This is a genomic window from Pontiella agarivorans, from assembly GCF_034531395.1.
GTDB classification, from domain to species: Bacteria; Verrucomicrobiota; Kiritimatiellia; order Kiritimatiellales; family Pontiellaceae; genus Pontiella; species Pontiella agarivorans.
The window spans coordinates 868014-890150 of record NZ_JARVCO010000012.1 but is presented as its reverse complement, the minus strand read 5'-3'; the positions used below and the strand labels follow the sequence as shown (position 1 = coordinate 890150).

Genomic DNA, 22137 nt, shown 5'->3' with positions numbered 1-22137 from the left:
GAGAAATCCTCATTGCATCTCAGCAAAACCGAGAATACCGGCCTGATCTTCAGTTGGAAGGATCACAGCACCCACCTGCTCCAGCTCTGCGCACATCTGCTTGCAGACATCCAGTTGCTTGCCAGCTGTAGGTTTACGGACAACAAACAGCGTATTTTCAGGATGTTCCGGAATACTCTTCAGGCGTTCCAGTTTGCTCTTCCAGGCATCCGCATGGCTTACAATCTGATGCGTTTCGTTTTTATCAAGATCCAGCGGGCGGATCGCCCGTGTAAAACGGTCATCCTGCTGTCGAACAAACGGAAAATGCGCCGTACAAAGATCTCCGGTAAAGGTGTGGTCGGTATAATGCTTTAAAATCTGCTTTGCGGAAAAAACCTGCCGCAAACGCTTTTCCATCAGTTTTTCCTGATATTCCTGTCGCTGAGCAAATCCCCGTTCCACATAATGTTCAAATAGAGTCTCCAACGTTTGGGCAGGATCATCCACCAGACAGGTGCGCGGATTGCTGAAACAGAAAGCCTCTTCCCGCGGACGAACCAGCGTTAAAAACGTCTGATTAAACTGTTTAGCCAATTCTTTAAACTGAGGTTGCCCTTTTTCATATCCGTTATGGAGCACCTCGCGAACGCGCTCCAATTCCTCTTTGAACAACTTTCGCCCTTCAATAAAAGATTCTTTGTTCTGCTTCAGTTCCGGAAAAAATCCGGTAATGCGCTCCACGCGCCGTGTTTCCAGCCGGAAGTCAAACCAGTGTAGATCCGGGCACGCCATCGCAACGCCAAGGTTCACAAACTCTTCGCTTTCCGGATACGGAAGAAAGCGAAGAACCGTATAGTTACATGCCAGTTTATTTTTCATTAGCCTGCCCTCCAAATACATCGAGGAGTTTATCAAAACGGTTTAAAATTGCATTTGCGGTTTCCGGAATAAAATCGCCGGGACGCTCATCCTGTTCCACCCACTCATCCGGAAAATCCTTAATTAAATCTCCAAACCGGCCCGCCATATTCGCGAAGCGCTGTTTTTGTTCAAGCAAAAAGGAGGCCGGAATCCGGCTCCGCTCCTCCCGGAAAACATGGTGCTCAAAAAATGCGACTTCGTCGAATTCCGAATCGAACGCATTGTTGTGGTCGATAACCGTTAATTGTTGGTCAACCGGGTTCCACAGCAAATTCACATTGCCACCTTTCTCGCCGAGCGTACGGTCTTCATTTTGAACCCACCAGTCAAACAACAGAATTTTCCACCGCAGATCCTGCGGGACGGACGAAACTTCCACCGGCAGAAGGGATGAAACATGTTCTACATACCGCGATCCAAAAGCCGGGCCGGCACTCAGATCCCGAATCCCCGGAACCGCGCAAAATTCCAACAACACCTCCGGCACATCCAGCACCTCAAACCCCGCCACCGGCAAACCGATTTCGGATGCAAGTTTTGCGCACAGCAACTCATAACAAAGTTCGTTTCGGTTCCATCCGGTGCCCATTCCCTTAATCCAATACAAGCTGCCGTCATCCGCCCGAACCCGGAACGGACGACTCACACACGTTCCTTCCGCACAACGCGCTATAATTTCGACAACCTGTTTCATTATTCCTCCCCGAAAACCTCAGCCAACGCATCGGCACCATCCTCGTCTATCGCATACGCAGCCTTGAACACTTCGAACAAGGCTTCGATTTCGGCGAAATGCTCGTGTCCACTTCAGGGGCTCAATATCGAAAGCCACACATGCCTCAATGTCCTTCTGCGAAAAGTAGTGAGCGTGCACTAATTCTTCCCGAATCTGGTCGGAAGGATCTGCATACATTCGTTCTTCAATATCCCAGCTATCCAGCAGGAAACGCTTCAAGCAATCGTGAATAACAGGTTGCATGTGAATTTGAATGTGATCAATGCACTGGAGGGCTTCCCCCATTTTCTGATCCGCACTCTGAGAAGCATTGTAGAAGATGTTTCCGTTGGAATGGGCTATGTCGTTGCGCTCCTTAACGAGCTTGGCATATTGCCCTACATCGTTGTTGTCGCATCCGATCAGCTTTAAGAAACGAAAAATGCGGCTCTCATTGATTGTCCAGAATGCAAAAGGTGATGATGCATCCAACAAACCCCTCTCATCGGCTTTTGAAAAACCAACCAAAGAATTTTTGAATAGCTCGGGCTTCGGCTCATAGCGGCGGTGCTCCGAAACAGAACCCGGTGTCGGGAACTTGGAAATGACATACGGATTGCCCTGCTCCAGATCCCAGAAATAGTGAAGGTTTCCATTGGAAAGAATCACAAAGCGGCAGTTTTGGGCATCGGCATAGGAACGAGCCTGTTCCTTCGCACTCAGAGGATTGATAGCCTCGACCTTTGCCTCCAACACCACAAAAGGGAACCCCTTCTCATCCAGCAACAGAAAGTCGATAAATCCGTTTTTGGTCTGCTCAAAATTTTCACCAAGACCGGAAATCTGCGGTTGGGTAATTTTGACATGCGGTTCGAGAACAATATTTGCAGGGCCGGATTCATCGTCAAAAAAATGCCTCCCTGCCTCTTCAAGCAGACGGTTGATCTTAATTCGAGCCTTCGCTTCCTTTTCCACCGTTCTGTCCCCTATCACCATTGATAATCGGAAAAGAATATAAGCTGTTTAATTATTCAGCAAGCCAGACGCCTAACATTTTAAATGTGGCAGGACAAATCTAAACCAATCGCACACCGTCGTCTTCAATGGTGATCAGGCGTTTTTTATACAGGGCACCAACAGCATTTTTATAGGTCTTTTTGCTGACCCCGAATAATGCGTTGATTTTTTCCGGCGAGGTTTTCGAGGTGACCGGCATGAAACCGTCATTTTTCTTCAGGTGTTCAAGAATCACATCCGTGAGATCCGTTACTTTTTCATAGCCCTGTTTCTGCAGCGTCAGATCAATCCGTCCATCCGGCCGAACATTTTTAATGTAGCCCTTAATTCGTGTGCCGCGTTCCAGGGCCTGAAAAATCTCATTATGAAACACCATGCCCCAACGTTCATTATTGATAATGAATTTATAACCGAGGTCCGACTTCTGCCAGACCATCAGATCCACCTCTTCATTATTTTTATAAAAGCGTTTGGAATTCAGATATTTGTCCAGTTTGGCGGAAGCCACAATGCGCTCGCTCGCTTTGTCGTAATACAGATAAACCAGATACGATTCACCTTTGCGCATCTTCATCCGCTGCTCACGGAACGGAACAAAGAGATCTTTCGGCAATCCCCAGTCCAGAAAGGCACCGATCGGCGTGGCGTCTTTACAGCGCAGCAGTGCAAATTCGCCCACCTGCGCCTTCGGTTTCTGCGTCGTCGCGGTCAAGCGGTCTTCGGAATCGAGATAAACAAACACCTCAATTTTATCCCCAAGGTTCCAGGCCTTGGAAACATAGCGGTTCGGCATCAGAATTTCACCGAGCTGAAGCCCGTCGAACACCAACCCGAAATCCGTCTCACGCGAAATCGCCAGCTTATTCCATTTTCCCACTTCAACCATGTTTAGACCTGCGGCTTTTAATCCGCGACGGGCGGCCCCCTTTTCTACCACTCTTCAACCGGCCGTCGGAACTGACCCTCGGCTTGCCACGCTGCTGCCGGACTTTCGGTCCCGGTTTGGCGTCAGCGCCCGTTGCATTCATGGCCTTTTCGGAATGCCAACTGTGGGTCAAATCGCGCGGAATTTCAAATCCGATCAGTTTTTCAATGGCCCGCAGATAATCCCGTTCCGGCGCGCAGCACATCGAAATAGAATCGCCCTCGGCTCCGGCACGGGCCGTGCGGCCGATCCGGTGCACATAGGTTTCCGGCTCCACCGGCATATCATAGTTGATGACGTGCGAAATTTCCTTCACATCAATCCCGCGCGCCGCAATATCCGTGGCCACCAGTGCACGGCATTTGCCCGACTTGAAATCGGCCAGCGCCTGCGTACGCGCGCCCTGACTCTTATTGCCGTGAATGGCCGCCGCTGAAACACCCACACCTTCGAGCTTTCGTGCCACTTTATTGGCCACATGCTTCATCTGCGTGAAAATGATGACTTTATCCAGCTTTTTACTGGCCATCAGCTGAAGGATCAGATCGTCCTTATGCTCTTTTTTAACAAACATGACTTTCTGGGTAATCCGCTCCACCGCCGGCTTTTCAGGCTCAATCGCCACCTGCGCCGGATGACTCACGAGCGACTCCGCGAGCTGCTTGACCTTCGGTTCCATTGTGGCCGAGAAAAAGAGTGACTGCCGTTTCTTCGGCAGCTCTTTAATCACTTTTTTAATATCGTGAATAAAACCCATATCGAGCATACGATCGGCTTCGTCGAGCACAAAGATTTCAACGCCGCCCAGATCGAGCAGCCCCTGCCCCACCAAATCGTTCAACCGCCCCGGTGTTGCCACCAGAATGTTCACCCCGCGGCGAATGGTTTTCACCTGCGGATGCTGGCCAACGCCGCCGAAAATCACGGTGTGCGAAATTTTGGTATGTTTACCGTATTTCTTCACGCTGTCGCCGATCTGCGCCGCGAGCTCGCGCGTCGGGGCAAGAATCAGCACTTCCGGCCGTTTGGAAACCGGTCGTTTATTCTTTTTCACAAGATACTGGAGAATCGGCAGCGTAAAGGCCGCTGTTTTTCCGGTCCCCGTCTGGGCACAGCCGATCATATCGCGGCCCTGCAGCAGATACGGAATCGCCTGCTCCTGAATCGGTGAGGGGGTTTGATAGCCCGCTTCGGTTACTGCTTTTCCAATCTCTGGAAGTAATTCTCCGAAAATGCCCTGAAGGTCGTTTTCTTTCTTCATATAGTTTTTTTCCACGTAGCAATCATCAACCGTTCATCGATCCGCCCTCAATCGAGGAAGGACGAAGGAACAAACTGAACTGCCACAATGTGGCTCCTAACCGGCGAATAAAAATAATTTCAAAACTCGCCGCCGGTGGAGTGAAGAAAAAAGGAGCGGTCCACTTGACCGTCCGAAAGTGGTGGGGGTTCTATAGGTTCAACCCAGCCAAGTCAAGCTCAGCAATCCGGAGTTTCCGGCGAGGCCGTATAGTCCTCTTTACCGAAAAAGGCCCGGAAGCAGAACATCCAGACGGAGAGCAACCCCCAACCGAGACCGAAAAGCACCCCTGCATCCACAATACCGCGCCAGGGCTGCGCCAGATAACGAACCGACAAAATCAGCACAATCACCATCGTCGTGATGCTGTAAGCCACAATTTTCCGTTTTTTCGTGGCATGGAAAAAACCCATACAGAACAGCGGGGCAAAAAGAATACGAATCAGCGTCGGGTTGTTTTTCAGATACAGCGCCCGCGCGGCGACCCGTGGTGAAAATTTAAGATGAAACCCTTTATAGCCTTCAGCATAGCCCATGAACACCAGACTCACCGCCAGACCGATCCATTCGACCGCACTGAATCGCGTCCCGATAATTTCGTCCACAAACGGCCAAATACTGAAGAGCCCGCGCCCCAGAATAATACTCAGCCCGAATATGCCCCAAATCGCTCCAATTGTTCCTGCCATAATATTTCCCATCTCAAAAGCGCGGAAGTCTAACAGCGAACGCCGCAAAACAAAGTTCTTTCTGATACCCAATCCAACCTGGCATGCGGACTGCTATATACTCTGGCACATCTCCTCCTCACCAGGCAGTGAGAGCTCGGGGTCACCCACTCTCCTGCCTGGTGCTCTTAAAACACCAACAAAACCCCTATTTTCAGTGTAATTGTGAGGAATAAGGACTAATAAATTGTCAACAACAGATCCAAACAGTTCTTACTTCAAAACCTCAATTTAAGTACCAAATAAGTATCAAGTTTCACATTAATTTCCGCCTTCAATGTCAGCGAATAAAGTAAGGTTTACTTATCACATACTCGAACTGTGGATTCACATTTATTATGTACTAGAATTGGAATCTCATCTTATCCGCATACAGGCACTTAATTCAGGAATTACGGCTTCCGGTTTTGATAAAGTCCAAGAGATACCGCGTAGATCAAAGAGAAGCTCAAGGGGATGACAGGAGAGAACTGGGAGCAAATCAGGGAGGAGTTGATATGACCGGTACAAATTCACCAGTATCACGTCGCCTTGTGCTTCCATTCCTTTCGTGGATAAACGTGGACATACACATTTCGATCACCGTCCTCCCGGAAGGTAAGCCCCAATATTAAACTCTGCCGCGTCAATATTCGGATAAATATCGGACTCTCGAGCCCTTTTTCGTAGTAATATTTCGGTATCTGTTCGATTACTCATCCCACCCCCTACGCCAACAGTTTGAGTTCGAGTTCGGTTTTTAGCTTTTCCCAGTGCGGGAGCTTGGATTCTAAAAGGGTGCGGAAGGCCTGGTTGTGTTGTTTGTGGCGCACGTGGCATAGCTCGTGGATAACGACGTAGTCGATCTGCGCTTTGGAAGCCTGGATCAGGTCCTGGTTCAGGATGATGCGGTGCGGTTTTTCGAGATAGCTGCCCCACCGCTTCTTCAGCTTACGGATTCCAAGGCTTGGAAGTTCTTCATAGTCGAACAGCCCGAAGCAGACATGGAGCCGCTCGCGGAATACACGCTCCGTCTTTCGGGCATACCACGCATCCAGCAGCTTGCGGGTAATCAGACGGTTTTGCGGGAAGGCGCTATAGACCGTCAACGTGCCGTGCTGCAGCGACACACGCGGTTCGCCCTTGGCTTTCCGCACCAGCAGCTTGTAGGTGCGCCCCAGATAACGAAACGACTCGCCGGAAACATACTGCTTTTCCGATGGCGGCTTGAATCGGAACTCGGTGGCCGGGTGCGCAAGGGAGAGCATGCGTGCCCCGTCGTGTTCAGGAAAATAGTCGAACCCGACCAACAGGAGGAACGGCCCGAGCAGAAAGGCTATGCGATGCTTCGCTACTACCGCGTATTCAATACCGCGCAGTGCTAGGGCCTCGAAGGCAAGGTGCCCGAGGTTGCGGTTCCCCAACGGGAACACGAACCGCTGGAGATTGCCGAGCGGATTCTGACAAACATGCCCGACATCGGCTATGGCCGGACGCTGGCGTCGTATTCGCCATCGATGGACACCATATCCATGCCCTGCCCTGAGTGGTTTGAATCCCGGGAGGAATTTTACGGGGCACTCTGGCACGAATGTGCGCATGGAACCGAAGAGTCCCATTCAAGCGGTCTGGACTGCCCGCCGTCCCGGAATTACCTTCAAGGAATCGATGTTCCACTGGCTGGGCAACCTTAAGTTGGGCTGGCTTTATGGCGCTCCAGTTGGACTTTTGGGATCATCTTACGGTCGGACTTAAAAGTTCCCCTCCGGAGCATGAACTAGACCGCTCAGCCGAGTTTGTTGGCCAGAAGGGCATTACTCTTAAATTTTCCATTTTTGGATATGAGCAGATCGGTATAGGGTGCACGCAACGGATGGTTCCGTTTGATAAAATGATTGAACATAATATCTCTAATGTAATGCTGATCGTCCAACCGGAAACTTACCATCGCTGGCGCAGACCAAAGGATGACAACCCCAAACGAGCGAAGGGTTCCTCTTCTTCCGCTATTTAACTCCTAATATCCTTTTTAATAGGTCTGCTGAAATTTTTATTTCAGGATTAAAACCATCAGATGCACTATAGTTCAGAAGTGATTGAAATAGTGCGCAACCTTCGGCGGTTTGCTGGATGGCTGGGAGATCGATGGCGCTGACGAGGATGCGGCCGTTGCCGACCTTGAACTCGAACAGCGTGCCGAGTTTGTGTGAACGCCACATGTTGTCAATGCTTTGCACAAATGGACGATATCCTTCCGGTGCATCGTCTAAGATGATCGGGCGCGAATTTTTCACCGGTGCCCACCATTGCCAGTTGCTATGAAACTCGGTAGGGAAACCGGCCAATGCCGGATGTTTTTCATCGATCAGCAGCCCCAACGTTCCAGCCGAAGGCTCAACGCCTTGCCTTACTGCAATAGTATAAAACATCGTGTACGACCAAAATTCGGTCATAAACAGTCCTCCGACACTGTTATCCTTGATCGTTTCATGTTCGGGAACCAGCAGAACCCTTCCGCCCTTTTCCAAGGTATGGATCGTCTGATCATCCAGCTTGCGGGTTACCGTTACGTTTTCGGGAATGCTTATTGCCATGGGAGCCGGATAGATCCAGAGAGGGTAAGATTTAACAATGCCGTTCAGTTCCAGTTCGATGGTGGTCTGCAATGCTTTTTCAACGGTTGGAAGTTTAACGTTAATCTGTCCTGCATCAGAGATTCCTCCTTGATCGGCCTCAATCACAAAAGAGCCATTTCCAAATGATGGAATGTTCCAACTAAACATTCCTGAGATATCGGACGGTCCATAGTTGGCCACCTTTAGATCAGCTGTAAAGGTTTCTCCTGCGGTCAGGGTAAAAGTATCAAACTCTGCGAGAAGCGTTACGGGGGCGGAAAACTCCCGCCACTTTTCAGGCGTAATGGTTCCTTTCGATTCCATAAATGCATTCAGCGGACCAACGAGTGCCGTTCCCTGCCCTGGAAAGTCCTGCAGATCAAGCAATTGAAAGCCGCCGAATCCGGGGGTACGAATACCGGATTCCATGTCCTCGCAGTAGAGAATAGAGGCCCACTTTCCTGCAGCTTCAAAAAAATCCGGCCATTGATCATACATGCCCTTTTTTTTCAGTAGTTCACGACCCGCCTCCAAATTCCAAGGTTTGGTCACTCCTGTGTATTTTTCAATCTCATTGTAATCGGGATAATAACAATACTGACCTGTTTCATGACCGATGACCGGGACATCCGTATCCGCCAGCGATTTACTGAAATTCACACGGGTGGACGGGCGCAAATGATTGATCGGGCCGCCATCAAATTGATCAGCCATGGAAAAAGACATACGCGTGACATTGTCATAGTTTTCCCATGTTTTGGTAGACGTCCGCACCGTCGTCCAATAGTCATCCGTCGCACCTTTCTTTGGATCGCGGAAATTATTATTGGAACCCTGCGTATAGAGGCGGCGGTTGTTATCGGATTTTCGATAGCCATCCACCAAGCGCTGCATGACCGCGACATTGCCTTTTAATTCATTCCCGAGCCCCAGCATCACAAAGGAGGCATAGTCGCCGTATTGATCCAGAATCCGCGCACCCTCTTCATGGAAGAACGCTTCGGCTTCGGTCACCATGCTCGGATCAAACTTGCGCCCCGTCTTCGTTTTCTCGGAGCCGAACGCTACCGCATTCACATCCTTGATCTTCACGTTTCGTTCCTGCTCCCAAAGCACGCCCCAGCATGGCAGCTCCGGCTGCATGTAGATGCCCACCAAGTCTGCGGCGGCCAGTGCGGCTTCCGGCGGACACCACGTGTGAAATCGGTAATGGTTGATGCCATATTCCTTGGCGATTTTCAGCACGCGCACCCACTCGACCACGTCCATCGGCGCATACCCCGTCAGAGGAAAAACACAGCCGTCATGCGTACCGCGCAGGAACGTGGTTTTGCCGTTAATCACAAACTGAGAACCGTTCTGTGTGAACTCACGCATGCCGAAGGTACGGCTTAATTTCTGTACCTGCCCATCAGACAACTGCATCGTAATATTCGCTCGGTACAGTGCTGGATCAAACTCATCCCAAAGCAGCATGCCCTCGCCCATCTTAATCACAGCCTTTATCGTCGCGGATTCTGCATTTAACTCAAAGGGAACCATTACGGTCTTTGGAACATGCTTCGCATCGCTGTTAAAGCTTTCTGCGGCAATATGGATCTTTCCGCTCTGCGCACCGTCGAGCTGTTTGTTCAGCGTCAACTCAACCCTGGCCTGACGTTTTCCAATATCTGGAAAAAAGCGAATACGTTCAATCCAGATCATCGGAGTCGCTTCCAGCTGGAGCTTGCCGAGCATGCCATTCCAGTTGGTCTGTGTGTCTTCAACATTCATGTGCGACCGACCACTCGGAGATCCGTCCTTAACGTTATCCACAGCAACCACCAGCTCATGTTCACCGGGTTCCAATTTTCCCAGTTCTACCACATGTGCGGTACTCAGCGATGGATCAACCCCAGCCAATTGCCCATCAATCCAGACTGCGGTTTTGCGCGTACGCTCGATGCGCAATACCACGCGCTTCCCATCCCAATCCTTTGGAATGCTGATCGAGCGACGATACCACGCCGTTCCCTCGAACATAAATTCCCGCGTCAAATGCTTCGTTACCGTCCGGTCATTATTCGGAATACCCTTTTTATTTTCGGTGAGGCTTCCCGGCAGACACAAAAAGTCCTCAAATGCTATGCCTGCAAGCCGAGGCGCGTCTCCCAGAGCCTTGTCTGGCTGAAGCGCCAATTCCCAGTGACCGGCAAGCTCAATGATCTCGCCACTATCCGAACTCAATACATCCGCTGGCTTAGCTGCCCCCCCATTGAGAAGCAGTCCGGCCAAGCTCAACAATATCGTCCACTTCATTTTATTCCGCATATCTTACACCCTTGCCTTCCATCAGTTCTTTCAATCGTTTTGCCATGGCTGCGGCTTTTTCCGGATACTCATCCATGAGATTATTCAGCTCGCCTGGATCGCAATTCAGGTCATAAAGTTCCGCCGGTATGAATGCCCCCGCCTTTGTCTGTTTAGCGGCAATGAATTTCCAGTCGCCAATCCGTAGCGCACGCCCATCGCGCATAGCCTCTTCAATCATAAAAGGCAGACCCTGCTCTGATTTACCAAGGAAGGCATCCAATGTATTGCGGCTGTCGCGTGCTACTCCCTCCGCTAAATCGATTTTCAACAGCGAAGCAAACGAAGCTATGAAATCAATCTGATTAACCAATGCATCTGAAACGCCCGGTTGAATCCGACCCGGCCAGCGGATGATCAACGGAACCCGGGTGCCACCCTCGTATATCGAATATTTCCCGTTTCTCCATATTCCCGATGCATCGTGTCCGCGATCCACCTCACCGATTTCATCCCGGTGCTTAGAACCGTCAACGTATGCATCCTGGTAAACAGGGCCGTTATCACTCGAAAAAATGACAATCGTGTCATCCGCAACCCCCATGTCCGCCAGCGTTTTCATAATCTGTCCCGTCGCCCAATCAAACTGAACCATCGCATCGCCTCGTGCGCTCAACGTCGTTGTCCCGCAGAAGCGTTTGGCTGGCATGCGCGGTGTGTGAATGTCATGCGTGGAGAAAAACAGAAAGAACGGCTTGTCCGATTTTTCCCACAGAAAGGCCTGCGCCTTTTCAACCAAGACATCGCCCATGGTCTCATCATCCCACAGAGCCGATTTTCCTCCAGCCATGTATCCGTTCCGTCCAATGCCGTGAATGACCGTGTCGTTATGTCGGAATTCAGTTTTCAGAACATTCATTGCTTCAGGATTAGACCGCCCGTCCGGATATTGCGTACTCCCTTTAACCTTCCGAATTTCCTTCAGGCTTCGACTCACCACCAGCGGATCATTCGGATTTAAATTCACTACATAATGATTCTTCACATAAACGCATGGCACCCGGTCATTCGTAATCGGCAACAGAAACGATGAATCAAACCCGACTTCCAACGGCCCCGGCTTCACGGCCCCGTTCCAATCCAGCGAACCTTCATTCTCACCAAGTCCCAGGTGCCACTTGCCCACGATGCCCGTGCGGTACCCCGCCTGCCGAAACAGCTTCGGCAGCGTCAGATCCAAGGTTGAAACGGAGAGTCCGGCCGTTGGTCCGAGAATTGAAACTCCGTCCCTGAAAGCATGCACACCGGTTAGCATAGAATACCGCGAAGGCGAGCAGGTGGCCGCCGAACTGTGTCCATCCGTAAAGCGCAGTCCCTCTGCAGCCAACCGGTCAATATTTGGCGTGGGGATAAGTCTCGACCCATATGCGCCAACATCACCGTATCCGACATCGTCCCCGTAAATGATAACCACATTCGGTTGTTCTGCCGCCTGAGAAGTCCCTAACAGCAAGGCCCCCGACACCATCAACAATCCCTGTTTTATTCGATCAAGTTTCATGCCGGAACCTCTATCAAACCTCTATTCGCCAATTTAATCAGCGTCTCCTTAAATTCGCTCTTGTCTCCGATCTCCAATTTGATCATAGGTCAGGGCGCTCGGAGTTGAGTTCTCGAAGCAGATTTTTTTTCATCTGCTCCACTCGTTCGGGATACTTGGCTGACAGTTCGTTCCGTTCCTCGTTATCTTCCGCAATATGGTAGAGTTGGAATTCACCGGTCTTATTGTCCTGAATCAGTTTCCATCCGTCGGAAGTCATAATAGAACTACCGCCCATAATTTTCCAGGTATTGGCCACCACCACATAATCATGCGTGGTGGTCTGCGGTTTTCCCAACAAGGTTGGCAGGTAGGAAATCCCGTCCTTGCCCTCAGGAGCGTCCACCCCGCCAATATCCGCCACGGTTGCCATAAAATCATAATGTGCCGTCAGAAGATCCGTCGTTCTTCCCTTCGGAATGCTGCCCGGCCACCGCGCCATCATTACACACTGGATACCACCCTGATAACCGGAACGTTTCAGCCCCGCCCTGCCTCCTGCTCCATTAAATACATCATCCACTTCCGATGTTCGGAACTTGTTGTCGGTCAGATTATATTTCCTGCCGTCAGGTGTTTTCTGCTTCTTGTAATCAATAAACGGGCCGGAATACATTTCATGGCCGTTATCTGAGGCAAAAAAGACCACGGTATTGTCATCCAGCCCCTGTTTTTTCAGTTCGTCAAGAATCTGTCCCACGTGGTTATCCAGAATTTTAACCATTGTGGCATATTTTTTCTCAGACAGGTCGAGCCGCCTATCATCCACATAATCCGGATGAATGGCCGGAACAGCTGATGGCCCATGCGGTAACTGGGTCGGATGATAGATAAAGAACGGTTTCAAGTCCTTGCCCGAACGAATGGCCTCTCCATGCTCCCGGATATAATCCAGCATGCTTTCAACAAACACATCCGGACAATAGGTTTCTCCGAACTTGCCAACCGGCTCGTCCATGCCGTCCTGACTGGCTTTTCCACAATTCGGGTACGGGTTGCCTTCGAGTTCCACCTTTTCACCATTGCGCCAGATGTAGGGCGGATAAAACCCGTGGCAACGGACATGATCATACAAGCCCTCATAAAAGTCCCACCCAAAACGCTTCACCCGCTCATGCCACGTCAGGAATCCGCGATCCAATTTGCCGAACTGGGCTGTTTTATAGCCCGCTTCTTGTGCCACCTGGGCCAGAAACACTTCATTATCTGCAATGGGGTGAGCATTGGCTTTCAACTCTTCAAGCTGCTTTTGATATTCCTTTTCCGAAATCTCCCCGGCATCCCGTTTAATAGGAAGACCGGCACGGGTATGCTTAAAGCCGCCGATTCGGCCGTCGTGCATGCCGGTTAGCAGCGTCCAGCGTGCGGGCGCGCAGAAGACACCGCCATAATAGTTTTCAAATGAAATTCCCTCGTCAGCGAGCCTGTCAATGTGCGGCGTCGTTACAATCTGTTGCCCATAGCAGCTCAGCATGCCCGGCCCCAGGTCATCTGCAAAAATCAGGATAATATTTGGTTTATCGTTCGCGATGGCATTTACAGCAACCAAGACCATACCGCATAAAGCGATCAATCCACGTTTCATATTTCATTCTCCGTTCAATTAAGGGAAAGCAAGCACTCCTTCGCAGGAACAGAACATGTATCCCTCTATACGTTATTTCACAGTCCTGACTGACAGTTTTGTTCCCACTGAGCATAGGTCTTTTTCATCTCCGAGACCTTCTCGGGCATTTGTTGAGCTAAATTTTTGGTTTCGGTATTATCTGTCGACATGTCGTATAATTCCCATGGATCATCCTTGTACTTAACCAGTTTCCATTTTCCGTCGCGGATCATTTTCCCGAACTTATAGTCATTGCCGATCTTGTATTCGCGGCTCGGCAACTCTTCTTCCGAAAAAGACGGAACCAGACTAATCCCCTCAATCGGCTTAGCAGGTCTGCCATTGAACTGTTCCGGGTAGTTAAGGTCCGAAAGGTCGAGAAAAGTGGCCATTATATCCACGAGGTGAGCCGGCTCACGGCACCAGCGATTTGTTTTTTTAATTCCCTTAGGCCAATACGCAATCATGGGCGTACGGATGCCGCCCTCATGACTTGTTTTTTTAAAATAACCCAGCGGGGTATTCGCCACATAGGCCCACTGTTGGCCAATTGCATCCCATGTAAACGCCCCGCCCTGCACCTCCCTGCCATTCGGCTGATAGGCGTCTTTATCCGGTTTGATATAGACCCGCTCCGCCCCGTTATCTGACAGAAACAGGATCAGAGTATTTTCCAGCTTGCCCTGCGCGGCCAATTCGTCGAGCACTCGGCCGATATTCTGATCCACCCGATCAACCATCGCCGCATGCACTTCCATACGGTTCGCTTCCTGTTGTTGCTCTTCCGCGGACAACGAATCCCATTGTTTTTTTTTCTGCGGGTGCAGTGGCGAGGTCTCCGGATCGATCACCCCCAGCCCGATCATACGTTCATAGCGCTGGTTTTGAATCACCTGATAGCCCGCATCATAGCGGCCGTCATATTTAGCAACATCCTCGGCCCGAGCTTGAATGGGATAGTGCGGTGCTGTGTAGGCCAGATAGAGCAGAAACGGTTTTTCCTCGCCCTCATACTCCTTCAACCATTGGATCCCATTATCCGTAATCGCATCGGTCACATAAAACTCAGGGTCTTGTGGAACAAAGGGCTCCACCCATTGGTCATCAACCATCCACTCCACCAGGCTCGTACTCGAATACGGCAACGGACGACCATCCGCCGTTTCCCGAGCCGGACAGAAGAAGTTTGACAGTCCCCCCTGCAAACCGAAGAAGCGATCAAAACCGCGTTCGGTGGGGCGAATCTTATTATGATTCTTTCCAGCCATCAGGGTACGATAGCCTGCTTGCTGTGCCAGCTCGCCCAACGTCGGTCCAACGGCAAAATTCTTATGCTCTGTCACCCGCGTAACGTAACGTCCGCTTAACAATGCCTCCCGCGATGTGTTGCACTTTGAGGTATTATAAAACTGCGAGTAGCGCAACCCATTCGCTGCCAGACGGTCCAGATTCGGCGTTTCAATTTCACCGCCGTAACACCCGATATCGGAATACCCCATATCATCCACCATAATCAGAAGAATATTGGGCTTCATCCCTGCCATCAGTACAGCTGCATTCAGGAATAGCCCCAAAAACACTATTAGCACCCGCTTCATTTCCATCTCCTTCAGTTCAAATCTGAATTGAACAATATTCAGGAAAACCGAAAACAAGCAATGTACGGATGTTGTAGTTAGGTAGTCAGACGTTAGCCCCTACGAATGAGTCCTATCTGTCAACGGCAGCTGCATCACGTATGCCTAGTGCCCTTCCAGGCATCGACATCCAGCCGTTACCTTGGAGTTGAAAACTTCCTGAACACGACCTCGATCGGTAAGCTTGGTGCTAATGCTGTATAATTTTGATACCTCACAGTGCTTTGAGCTCTCCACCGTCACCGTCGTCGCGTCAAAAGGTTTTAACACTGGAACAGAAACCGTCCCAACGCTTTCTCCATGAATCAAAACTTCCAGCTCCGCCTGATCACTTGAGGCCACCTGACCAAAGTTACTGATTTTCACCTCAAATAACGTTCCCGCCTCACCCACTCTCAATACCGGAACTTCGGCAGAGAGAATGGGTTCGATATATTCAACGTCCGGCAGATGTGACCACCCAAACAACAGCTTCCCCGTCGAGGTCTTGCCCAAAAGCTTCCCGGCAAAATTATCGGCAGTGAAGCCGTGCCCCTTTGCATCAAAAATCAGAATGAGATCCCGGCCGTCCTTCTCCGTACCGGTTATTTTACATCCGCGCCCGAAGTTGACTTCTTGGGCTGCCCCGAAATGCAGCGATTCAATATCTATATCTTTATGCGGATTAAACCCATCTTCGGCTTTTATTTTCACTTTGATTTCGTCCGTATCAGCAGTGATCGTATCTGAATTCAACACCTCCAACTGACGCCCGACGGTCATGGGTATACATACGTTTTTCGAGTTGTGGTTGTCGTTGCCTTTTTCGGTGTCTTTATCCACATCGAGCGCCGCAAAGTTAATCTGCATTGCACGGCCCAGATCATCCTGCAACACCTGCACCCGCTCATAGCGCCACCACTCATTTTCGGTTCCATCCTCATAGAGACACTTCGCGCTCCCATAGCCCAGACCCGGCTCCCGCACCCACTTCACCCCGTCTTTAGAACGCAGATAGTACGCTTCCCAATGATTATAATCATGCGTCAGCATATGATACTGAATACCATCATACCAAAGAGCAGGATCCTCATATTTGGTGGTTTCGTCCTGACGAGGGGGAAACACCGGTCCCGTTCCAATGGCATACCACTTAGTGGTGCCCGTTTGACTGATCAGCATACTACCCTTTTTGTCCACCGCTAGACAGGCACCATCCTCACGTCGCGTAATCCCAAAATTAGATGCATGCAAATAGGCCGGACGCCCGCGCAGATCATATTCATAAGCATTGATCACCCACGGATCTCCCAGATTTTTCGCACGGTAGTAATAAGTCAACGCTCTGCCTTCAGTGCGAATAAAAGCATAAACAACATACGAACCATCGGCTTGCCGATAGGCCGCCGGATTATGCCCCGGCCCGAGTCTTTCAATCACCTCATAAGGACCCAGCGGATTTTCAGAGACCGCATGCACGATTTGCGAGTGCATCCACGCGCGATGCCCACGCTTGTTATCCTCTGACCAGCGGCAGGGAAACATGTGATATTTCCCATCGTCCCCCTTCAGGATTTTACCGCCCCAATACGACCAATCCGGATCCTCAATTCCATTCGATAGATCGCGCGGCAGAACATTCTCCGCGCCCCAGGTATCTGATGTCAGCTCTCCAATGATTGGAACCGGCTCAAACCGATCCGTAAACTGCCCGCCAAAAACAAGTGTTTCCCCTTCCGGCACGCCGACCTGCGATTGCGCAGCTGCGCAGAACAGTCCCAATGCGATAACTCCCATACTCTTTTTCATCTTATTTCCTTTTCCATTCATCCAGCATGTGGCCCCACAAAGGAAGATTCCTGCTCAGGCTTCTGATAACCGGCATTCTGCGCTAACACAAAGATTGCGGAGTCTCCCCGCAGAAAGTCAAAATTTGGGCTGCCCCGAGGGGAAGCAGCCCATCCTCAATGGTTCCACATTACGGGCAGCTGCAACCGGCCGACACCGAGGACTTGAATTCCTCCTGGACACGCTGATCTACAATCAGCTTTGTGATCACAGAATATTTTGCACCTACCTCACATGGGAAGTCCCCAGCCACCGTTACAGTTTTCGTTTCAAACGGCTTGAGTGCAGGAACCGAGGACGAAGCTCTCATGACTCCATCCACATACACCTCAATGACCGCCGTTTCATCGGATGCCACCTGACCGAAATTGCTGACATCCACTTCAATCAGTGCCCCGCCATCGGTCGCTTTCAGTACGGGCGGAATCGCCGATAAGATCGGTTCTATATAGGTCACGCCCGGCAGATGCGACCAGCCGAACAGCAGGTTGCCTGCGGTCGTCTTTCCGAGCAATTTACCTGCAAAATTTTCCGGGTTGAATCCGTTACCTTTTCCATCAAAAAACACAACCAGATCTTCGCCGGATTTTTCTGTTCGGATCACCTGACATCCGTGCCCGAAATTGATCTCCTGTGCCGCACCGAAACGGAGCGATTTCAGATCCATGTCCTTATGCGGCTCAAAGCCGTCTTCCGCTTTAACCTTCACGCGAATCTCGCGCGTATCAGCAGTGATCGCCTCGGTATTCAAAACCTCCAGCTGACGACCGACGGTCATCGGAATGCAGACATTTTTTGAGTTGTGATTGTCGTTGCCCTTTTCGGTATCTTTATCCACATCCAGCGCCGCAAAGTTAATCTGCATCGCACGACCCAGGTCGTCCTGCAACACCATCACACGCTCATAGCGCCACCACTCGGTTTCGGTTCCATCCTCATAAATACACTTTGCGCGCCCATAGCCCAAGCCGGGCTCGGAAACCCAATGTACGCCGTCTTTAGACCGCAGGTAAAAGCCCTCCCAATGATTATAATCATGCGTAATCATGTGATATTGAATCCCGTCATACCAAAGCGCGGGATCTTCATATTTAGTGGTTTCGTCCTGCCGAGGCGGATAAACCGACCCCGTTCCGACCGCATACCACTTGGTCGTTCCGGTTTTGCTGAAAGACATCGTGCCCTTTTTATCCACCTTCAAAAAAGAACCGTCTTCGCGCATAGCGAAGGCGCAATTCGCGGCGTGAGCGTAACACCGCGCCCCTCGCAAATCTTCTTCGTATGTATTGATCGTCCAGGGCCCGTCCAACGTCTTTGCGCGATAGTAATAGTTCTGCGCTTTGCCTTCGGTACGAATAAAGGCATAAACCACATATACACCATCAGCCCGTTGATAGACGGACGGATTAACACCCGGCCCGAGTCTCTCAATCACCTTATACGGCCCCAATGGATTTTCAGAAACGGCATGTACGATTTGTGAATACATCCAGGCGCGATGCCCGCGTTTATTATCCTCTGACCACCGGGCGGGGAACATATGATACTTCCCGTCCTCACCCTTGATAATCTTGCCGCCGAAATACGACCACTCAGGATGCTCAATCCCATTCGAAATATCGCGGGGAACCACATTGTCCGCACCCCACGTATCCGACGTCAGCGGCGACAAAATCGGAACCGGCTCAAACCGATCCATAAACTGCCCGCCAAAAACAAGCGTTTCACCTTCCGGAACGCCGAACTGCGCCTGCACAGATGCGCAGAGCAGTCCCAATGCGATAATTCCTATTCTATTCAACATAACAATTTCCTTCAGTGAACGTAGTTTTTCTCTCACAAGAGTTCCCTCACAGGAAAAGCATTGCACAAAGCCAAACGCGTAAAATTGCTTCAGCTGTTAAGATCCCCTAATTCAAACTCACAAACCGGCTTTGCAGTTCTGCTCCCACATCGAAAATGCCTGCTTCATGGCCGCAACCTTTTCAGGCATTTGTTCAGCCAGATCACGGGTTTCCGTGCGGTCCTTCTCCATATCGTACAATTCCCACCCCAGCTCCTTGTACTGCACCAACTTCCATTTTCCGTCGCGGATCATCTTGCCGAACTTATAATCGTTACCGATTTTATGTTTACGCACCGCCAGAGGCTCGCCCCTAAAGGATGGCAGCAGGCTAATCCCTTCATTTGGTTTGGCCGGCTCCCCGTTAAATTCCGATGGGTACCGCAGATCTGTCAGATCCAGCAGGGTACTCATAATATCGACCAGATGCGCAGGCTCATGAACCCAACCGTTTTTGAGGGGTATCCCCTCGGGCCAATACGCAATCATCGGCGAGCAGACGCCACCTTCGTGACTGGTTTTCTTGTAATAGCCCAACGGGCTGTTAGCGACCATTGCCCAGTTTTTACCCAGAAACTCCCAGCTGAACATGCCTCCCAGCTGCTCGTTTCCCGTCGGGGTATAATAATCTTTATACTCGTCGCCTCTCGAACCATTTGCCCCGTTATCGGACATAAACAGAATCAGCGTATTGTCCAGCTCACCCCGAACTTCCAGCTCAGATAGAACCCGTCCGACATTCTGATCCACCCGATCAATCATCGCGGCATACACCTCCATCCGGTCAGCCTCCAGCTCCTTTTCCTCAGGAGAAAGCGAATCCCATTGAGTAATCTTTTGCGGATGAAACGGCGCGGTTTCCGGGTTGAACACACCATCCTTCACGGCGCGCTTATAACGTTGTTTTCGAATTTCCTGATAACCGACATCATAGCGGCCCTCATATTTTTTAATGTCTTGCTCCCTCGCCTGCAATGGGGCGTGGGGCGCTGTGTAAGCGAGATAGAGAAAGAACGGTTTATCTTCCCCGCTGTATTCCTTCAGCCATAGCAACGCGTTATCGGTAATGGCATCGGTCACATAAAACTCGGGATCGGTCGGGACAAACAATTCTACCCACTCATCATGAACCATCCACTCGTTGACGCTTGTCCCGGTATACGGAACCGGACGCCCATCCGCCGTTTTTCGAGCCGGACAGAAAAAGTTAGACAGTCCCCCCTGTATACCGAAAAACCGATCGAACCCACGCTCCGGCGGACGAATGCTGTTGTGATTTTTCCCCGCCCAAAGCGTACGGTACCCGGCCTGTTGAGCCAGTTCCCCAAGCGTCGGTCCGGAACTGAAGTTTTTATGCTCGCTGACCCGGTTCACATAGCGGCCCATCAGCAGGGATTCACGTGAGGTATTGCACTTCGAGGTATTATAGAACTCAGAGTACCGAATGCCGTTCGCCGCTAAGCGATCGAGATTCGGTGTTTCGATTTCCCCCCCGTAACAGCCGATATCAGAATACCCCATATCATCAACCATGATGAGAACAATATTAGGCCGTCCTTCAGCACGCTTATTCGCTTTACCAAACGCCGTATAACTTGCGATAAGTAATAAAATTACGAATACACCTCGGATAAAAAACTTTTTCATAAATACTCTATGCTATGGGGTTAATTGGCTACGGGTCAATGTGAGGCGATAGATCGGATTCCCAACTTCATCGAGCAACCGATAGGTAACTTCCGGATCGGGCAGCGTGGTATTGAACTCGAATTCACTGAACGCAAATCTCCCCATAATGCCATACAGCTGAGTCGTCCAATTCGGATTCGTCGCCGGCGGACCTCTTCGCCCGCCGAGACTCGCCGCGCCGAACTCGTAAAACTTAAATCCGTTCTTGCGCGGAATGGTGAACCCGCGGGCACCGTGGCGATCTCCGGAGATTAAGAGCACTCCTTTTATCCCCTGCTCTTCGATGAAGCTGAAAAGCTCCTCGCGCCCTTGAGGATCGAATGCTCCCCACGAATCCTTTCCATTGGAAACAAAATCGGTCCACATGGTGCCACAGGAAAGAATAATGAAGGGGCCTTTGCAGTCGAGCAGCTGTTCCTTGAGCCACGCCATTTGCTCTTCGCCCAGAAACGCATATTTCTCGTTCTTTGCACGCCTAAAGGTCCGGTTGTCGGTCAGTATTACGTCCGCCGGACCAATCCGTGTCCTCATAAAAATACCACGCGAGTCTGATTCGCTTCCGTAAGAAGGATTCACCCACGACTGAGTAAACACCCGCCGCGTATTCGCCTGGTCTTCAACGCTGAACTCTGGACTGATGCCCGAGAGATCGTTCGCTCCGTAATCATGGTCATCCCAGGATGCAAATCCCGGAATTTCCGATACAAACCGTTGCCAGCGCGGAGCCAAATCTCTCAACAGCACATCATGACGCTGCAAGCCTAAGTGTCCGAGTCGATCCTGCAGAGCGATATCACCGATCATCAGCATAGCCACCGGTTTACGAGAGCGAATCACATCCATCTGAGGATGGCCAATGCCCCACCGATGCCAGCAACTTCCGAAGGCTATACGGGTGGCAGCGTGATCGACGGGCACCGTTCGAATCGTAGTGCTAGAGTCGGTACGAATCGGCTGATCATCAATCAACACGCGATAGGAATATTCCTTCCCCGGTTTTAATCCCGTAATAACCACGACGGCCGTCAAGTCACTCTCTTCCGTGCTGGATACCGGCCCAAAGCGCATTCCATTAATTTCCACACTTACGCTGGAAGGTCTAAGCGTTCGAATCCAGACACGGGCTCCGGTTTCTGAAATGCCGCCCAGCATCGGCCCGCCCAAATGAGTGATTCCAGACGCACGACACAGTGCAACAAACTCCGGTTGCTGCATCAGTCCGGAAAAAGAACCATCAGGCGCCTCGTTTAAATAAGCAAACGCAAGGCTCAACATCTTCTGCTTATTGGGCGCTGCCTCTCCCCACAAATTCAAGATGGCCATAGACGCGTCCAGCCCAGGCCCCTTCAGGAATTTATGGTCCAGTTTTGTGCTCGTACCTTTCGCCCATACCGGCAAGGCTCCCAGCACAGAAACACCGCCCATGCTTACAATAAAACTTTTTCTATTCACCATGCGTCTCCC

The 22137-nt window shown here is 50.7% G+C and carries 16 protein-coding genes and 1 pseudogene; 2 read left to right on the top strand and 15 right to left on the bottom strand.

Annotated features, from left to right (window positions below):
• Positions 1–9: 9 nt before the first annotated feature.
• The 7 genes and pseudogenes from P9H32_RS16595 to P9H32_RS16565 form a co-directional block, all read right to left on the bottom strand.
• Positions 10–861: a DUF3037 domain-containing protein gene (locus P9H32_RS16595; protein WP_322610039.1), complete on the bottom strand. Its 852-nt coding sequence runs from the start codon at positions 859–861 to the stop codon at positions 10–12.
• Positions 851–1597, bottom strand: a complete 747-nt coding sequence (locus P9H32_RS16590; RefSeq protein WP_322610038.1) for a HipA family kinase — start codon at positions 1595–1597, stop codon at positions 851–853. Before P9H32_RS16590 ends, P9H32_RS16595 begins: the two co-directional genes overlap by 11 nt.
• 573 nt (positions 1598–2170) lie before the next feature.
• A pseudogene (locus P9H32_RS18135) lies at positions 2171–2614 on the bottom strand (type I restriction enzyme HsdR N-terminal domain-containing protein); the annotation flags it as partial.
• Positions 2615–2693: 79 nt separating this feature from the next.
• The gene (locus tag P9H32_RS16580; protein WP_322610036.1) at positions 2694–3521 is read right to left on the bottom strand and encodes a CvfB family protein; all 828 of its coding nucleotides are present in this window, start codon (positions 3519–3521) and stop codon (positions 2694–2696) included.
• The gene (locus tag P9H32_RS16575; protein WP_322610035.1) at positions 3514–4821 is read right to left on the bottom strand and encodes a DEAD/DEAH box helicase; all 1308 of its coding nucleotides are present in this window, start codon (positions 4819–4821) and stop codon (positions 3514–3516) included. The genes P9H32_RS16580 and P9H32_RS16575 overlap by 8 nt, the downstream gene beginning before the upstream one ends.
• 218 nt (positions 4822–5039) lie before the next feature.
• Positions 5040–5549 carry a hypothetical protein gene (locus tag P9H32_RS16570; protein WP_322610034.1) on the bottom strand — a complete coding sequence of 170 codons (510 nt, stop codon included), beginning with the start codon at positions 5547–5549 and terminating at the stop codon, positions 5040–5042.
• A gap of 746 nt (positions 5550–6295) precedes the next feature.
• The gene (locus tag P9H32_RS16565) at positions 6296–6835 is read right to left on the bottom strand and encodes a M48 family metallopeptidase (RefSeq protein ID WP_322610033.1); all 540 of its coding nucleotides are present in this window, start codon (positions 6833–6835) and stop codon (positions 6296–6298) included.
• On the opposite strand from P9H32_RS16565, the gene P9H32_RS18185 reads away from it, so the two are divergent.
• Both P9H32_RS18185 and P9H32_RS16560 read left to right on the top strand, forming a co-directional pair.
• Positions 6818–6952, top strand: coding sequence for a hypothetical protein (locus tag P9H32_RS18185; protein ID WP_431311705.1), 135 nt, complete (start codon positions 6818–6820; stop codon positions 6950–6952). The two genes, P9H32_RS16565 and P9H32_RS18185, sit on opposite strands and share 18 nt — an antisense overlap.
• A 15-nt stretch (positions 6953–6967) precedes the next feature.
• Positions 6968–7261, top strand: coding sequence for a zincin-like metallopeptidase domain-containing protein (locus P9H32_RS16560; protein WP_322610032.1), 294 nt, complete (start codon positions 6968–6970; stop codon positions 7259–7261).
• Positions 7262–7573: 312 nt separating this feature from the next.
• On the opposite strand, the gene P9H32_RS16555 is transcribed toward P9H32_RS16560, so the two are convergent.
• From P9H32_RS16555 to P9H32_RS16520, 8 genes are all read right to left on the bottom strand, one after another.
• Positions 7574–10480 (bottom strand): DUF8487 domain-containing protein, encoded by a 2907-nt coding sequence (locus P9H32_RS16555; RefSeq protein WP_322610031.1) that lies wholly within the window; start codon positions 10478–10480, stop codon positions 7574–7576.
• Position 10481: 1 nt separating this feature from the next.
• The gene (locus P9H32_RS16550) at positions 10482–12032 is read right to left on the bottom strand and encodes a sulfatase family protein (protein WP_322610030.1); all 1551 of its coding nucleotides are present in this window, start codon (positions 12030–12032) and stop codon (positions 10482–10484) included.
• A gap of 82 nt (positions 12033–12114) precedes the next feature.
• Positions 12115–13656, bottom strand: a complete 1542-nt coding sequence (locus P9H32_RS16545; RefSeq protein ID WP_322610029.1) for an arylsulfatase — start codon at positions 13654–13656, stop codon at positions 12115–12117.
• 77 nt (positions 13657–13733) lie between these two features.
• Positions 13734–15275 carry an arylsulfatase gene (locus tag P9H32_RS16540; RefSeq protein WP_322610028.1) on the bottom strand — a complete coding sequence of 514 codons (1542 nt, stop codon included), beginning with the start codon at positions 15273–15275 and terminating at the stop codon, positions 13734–13736.
• 144 nt (positions 15276–15419) lie between these two features.
• Positions 15420–17102: a hypothetical protein gene (locus tag P9H32_RS16535; RefSeq protein ID WP_322610027.1), complete on the bottom strand. Its 1683-nt coding sequence runs from the start codon at positions 17100–17102 to the stop codon at positions 15420–15422.
• A gap of 169 nt (positions 17103–17271) precedes the next feature.
• Complete coding sequence (locus P9H32_RS16530; protein WP_322610026.1) at positions 17272–18945, bottom strand: hypothetical protein; 1674 nt, start codon at positions 18943–18945, stop codon at positions 17272–17274.
• Between the two features lie 117 nt (positions 18946–19062).
• On the bottom strand, positions 19063–20631 hold the full coding sequence (locus P9H32_RS16525) for an arylsulfatase (RefSeq protein ID WP_322610025.1): 1569 nt from the start codon (positions 20629–20631) through the stop codon (positions 19063–19065).
• A gap of 12 nt (positions 20632–20643) precedes the next feature.
• On the bottom strand, positions 20644–22128 hold the full coding sequence (locus tag P9H32_RS16520) for an alkaline phosphatase D family protein (protein ID WP_322610024.1): 1485 nt from the start codon (positions 22126–22128) through the stop codon (positions 20644–20646).
• Positions 22129–22137: the final 9 nt, after the last annotated feature.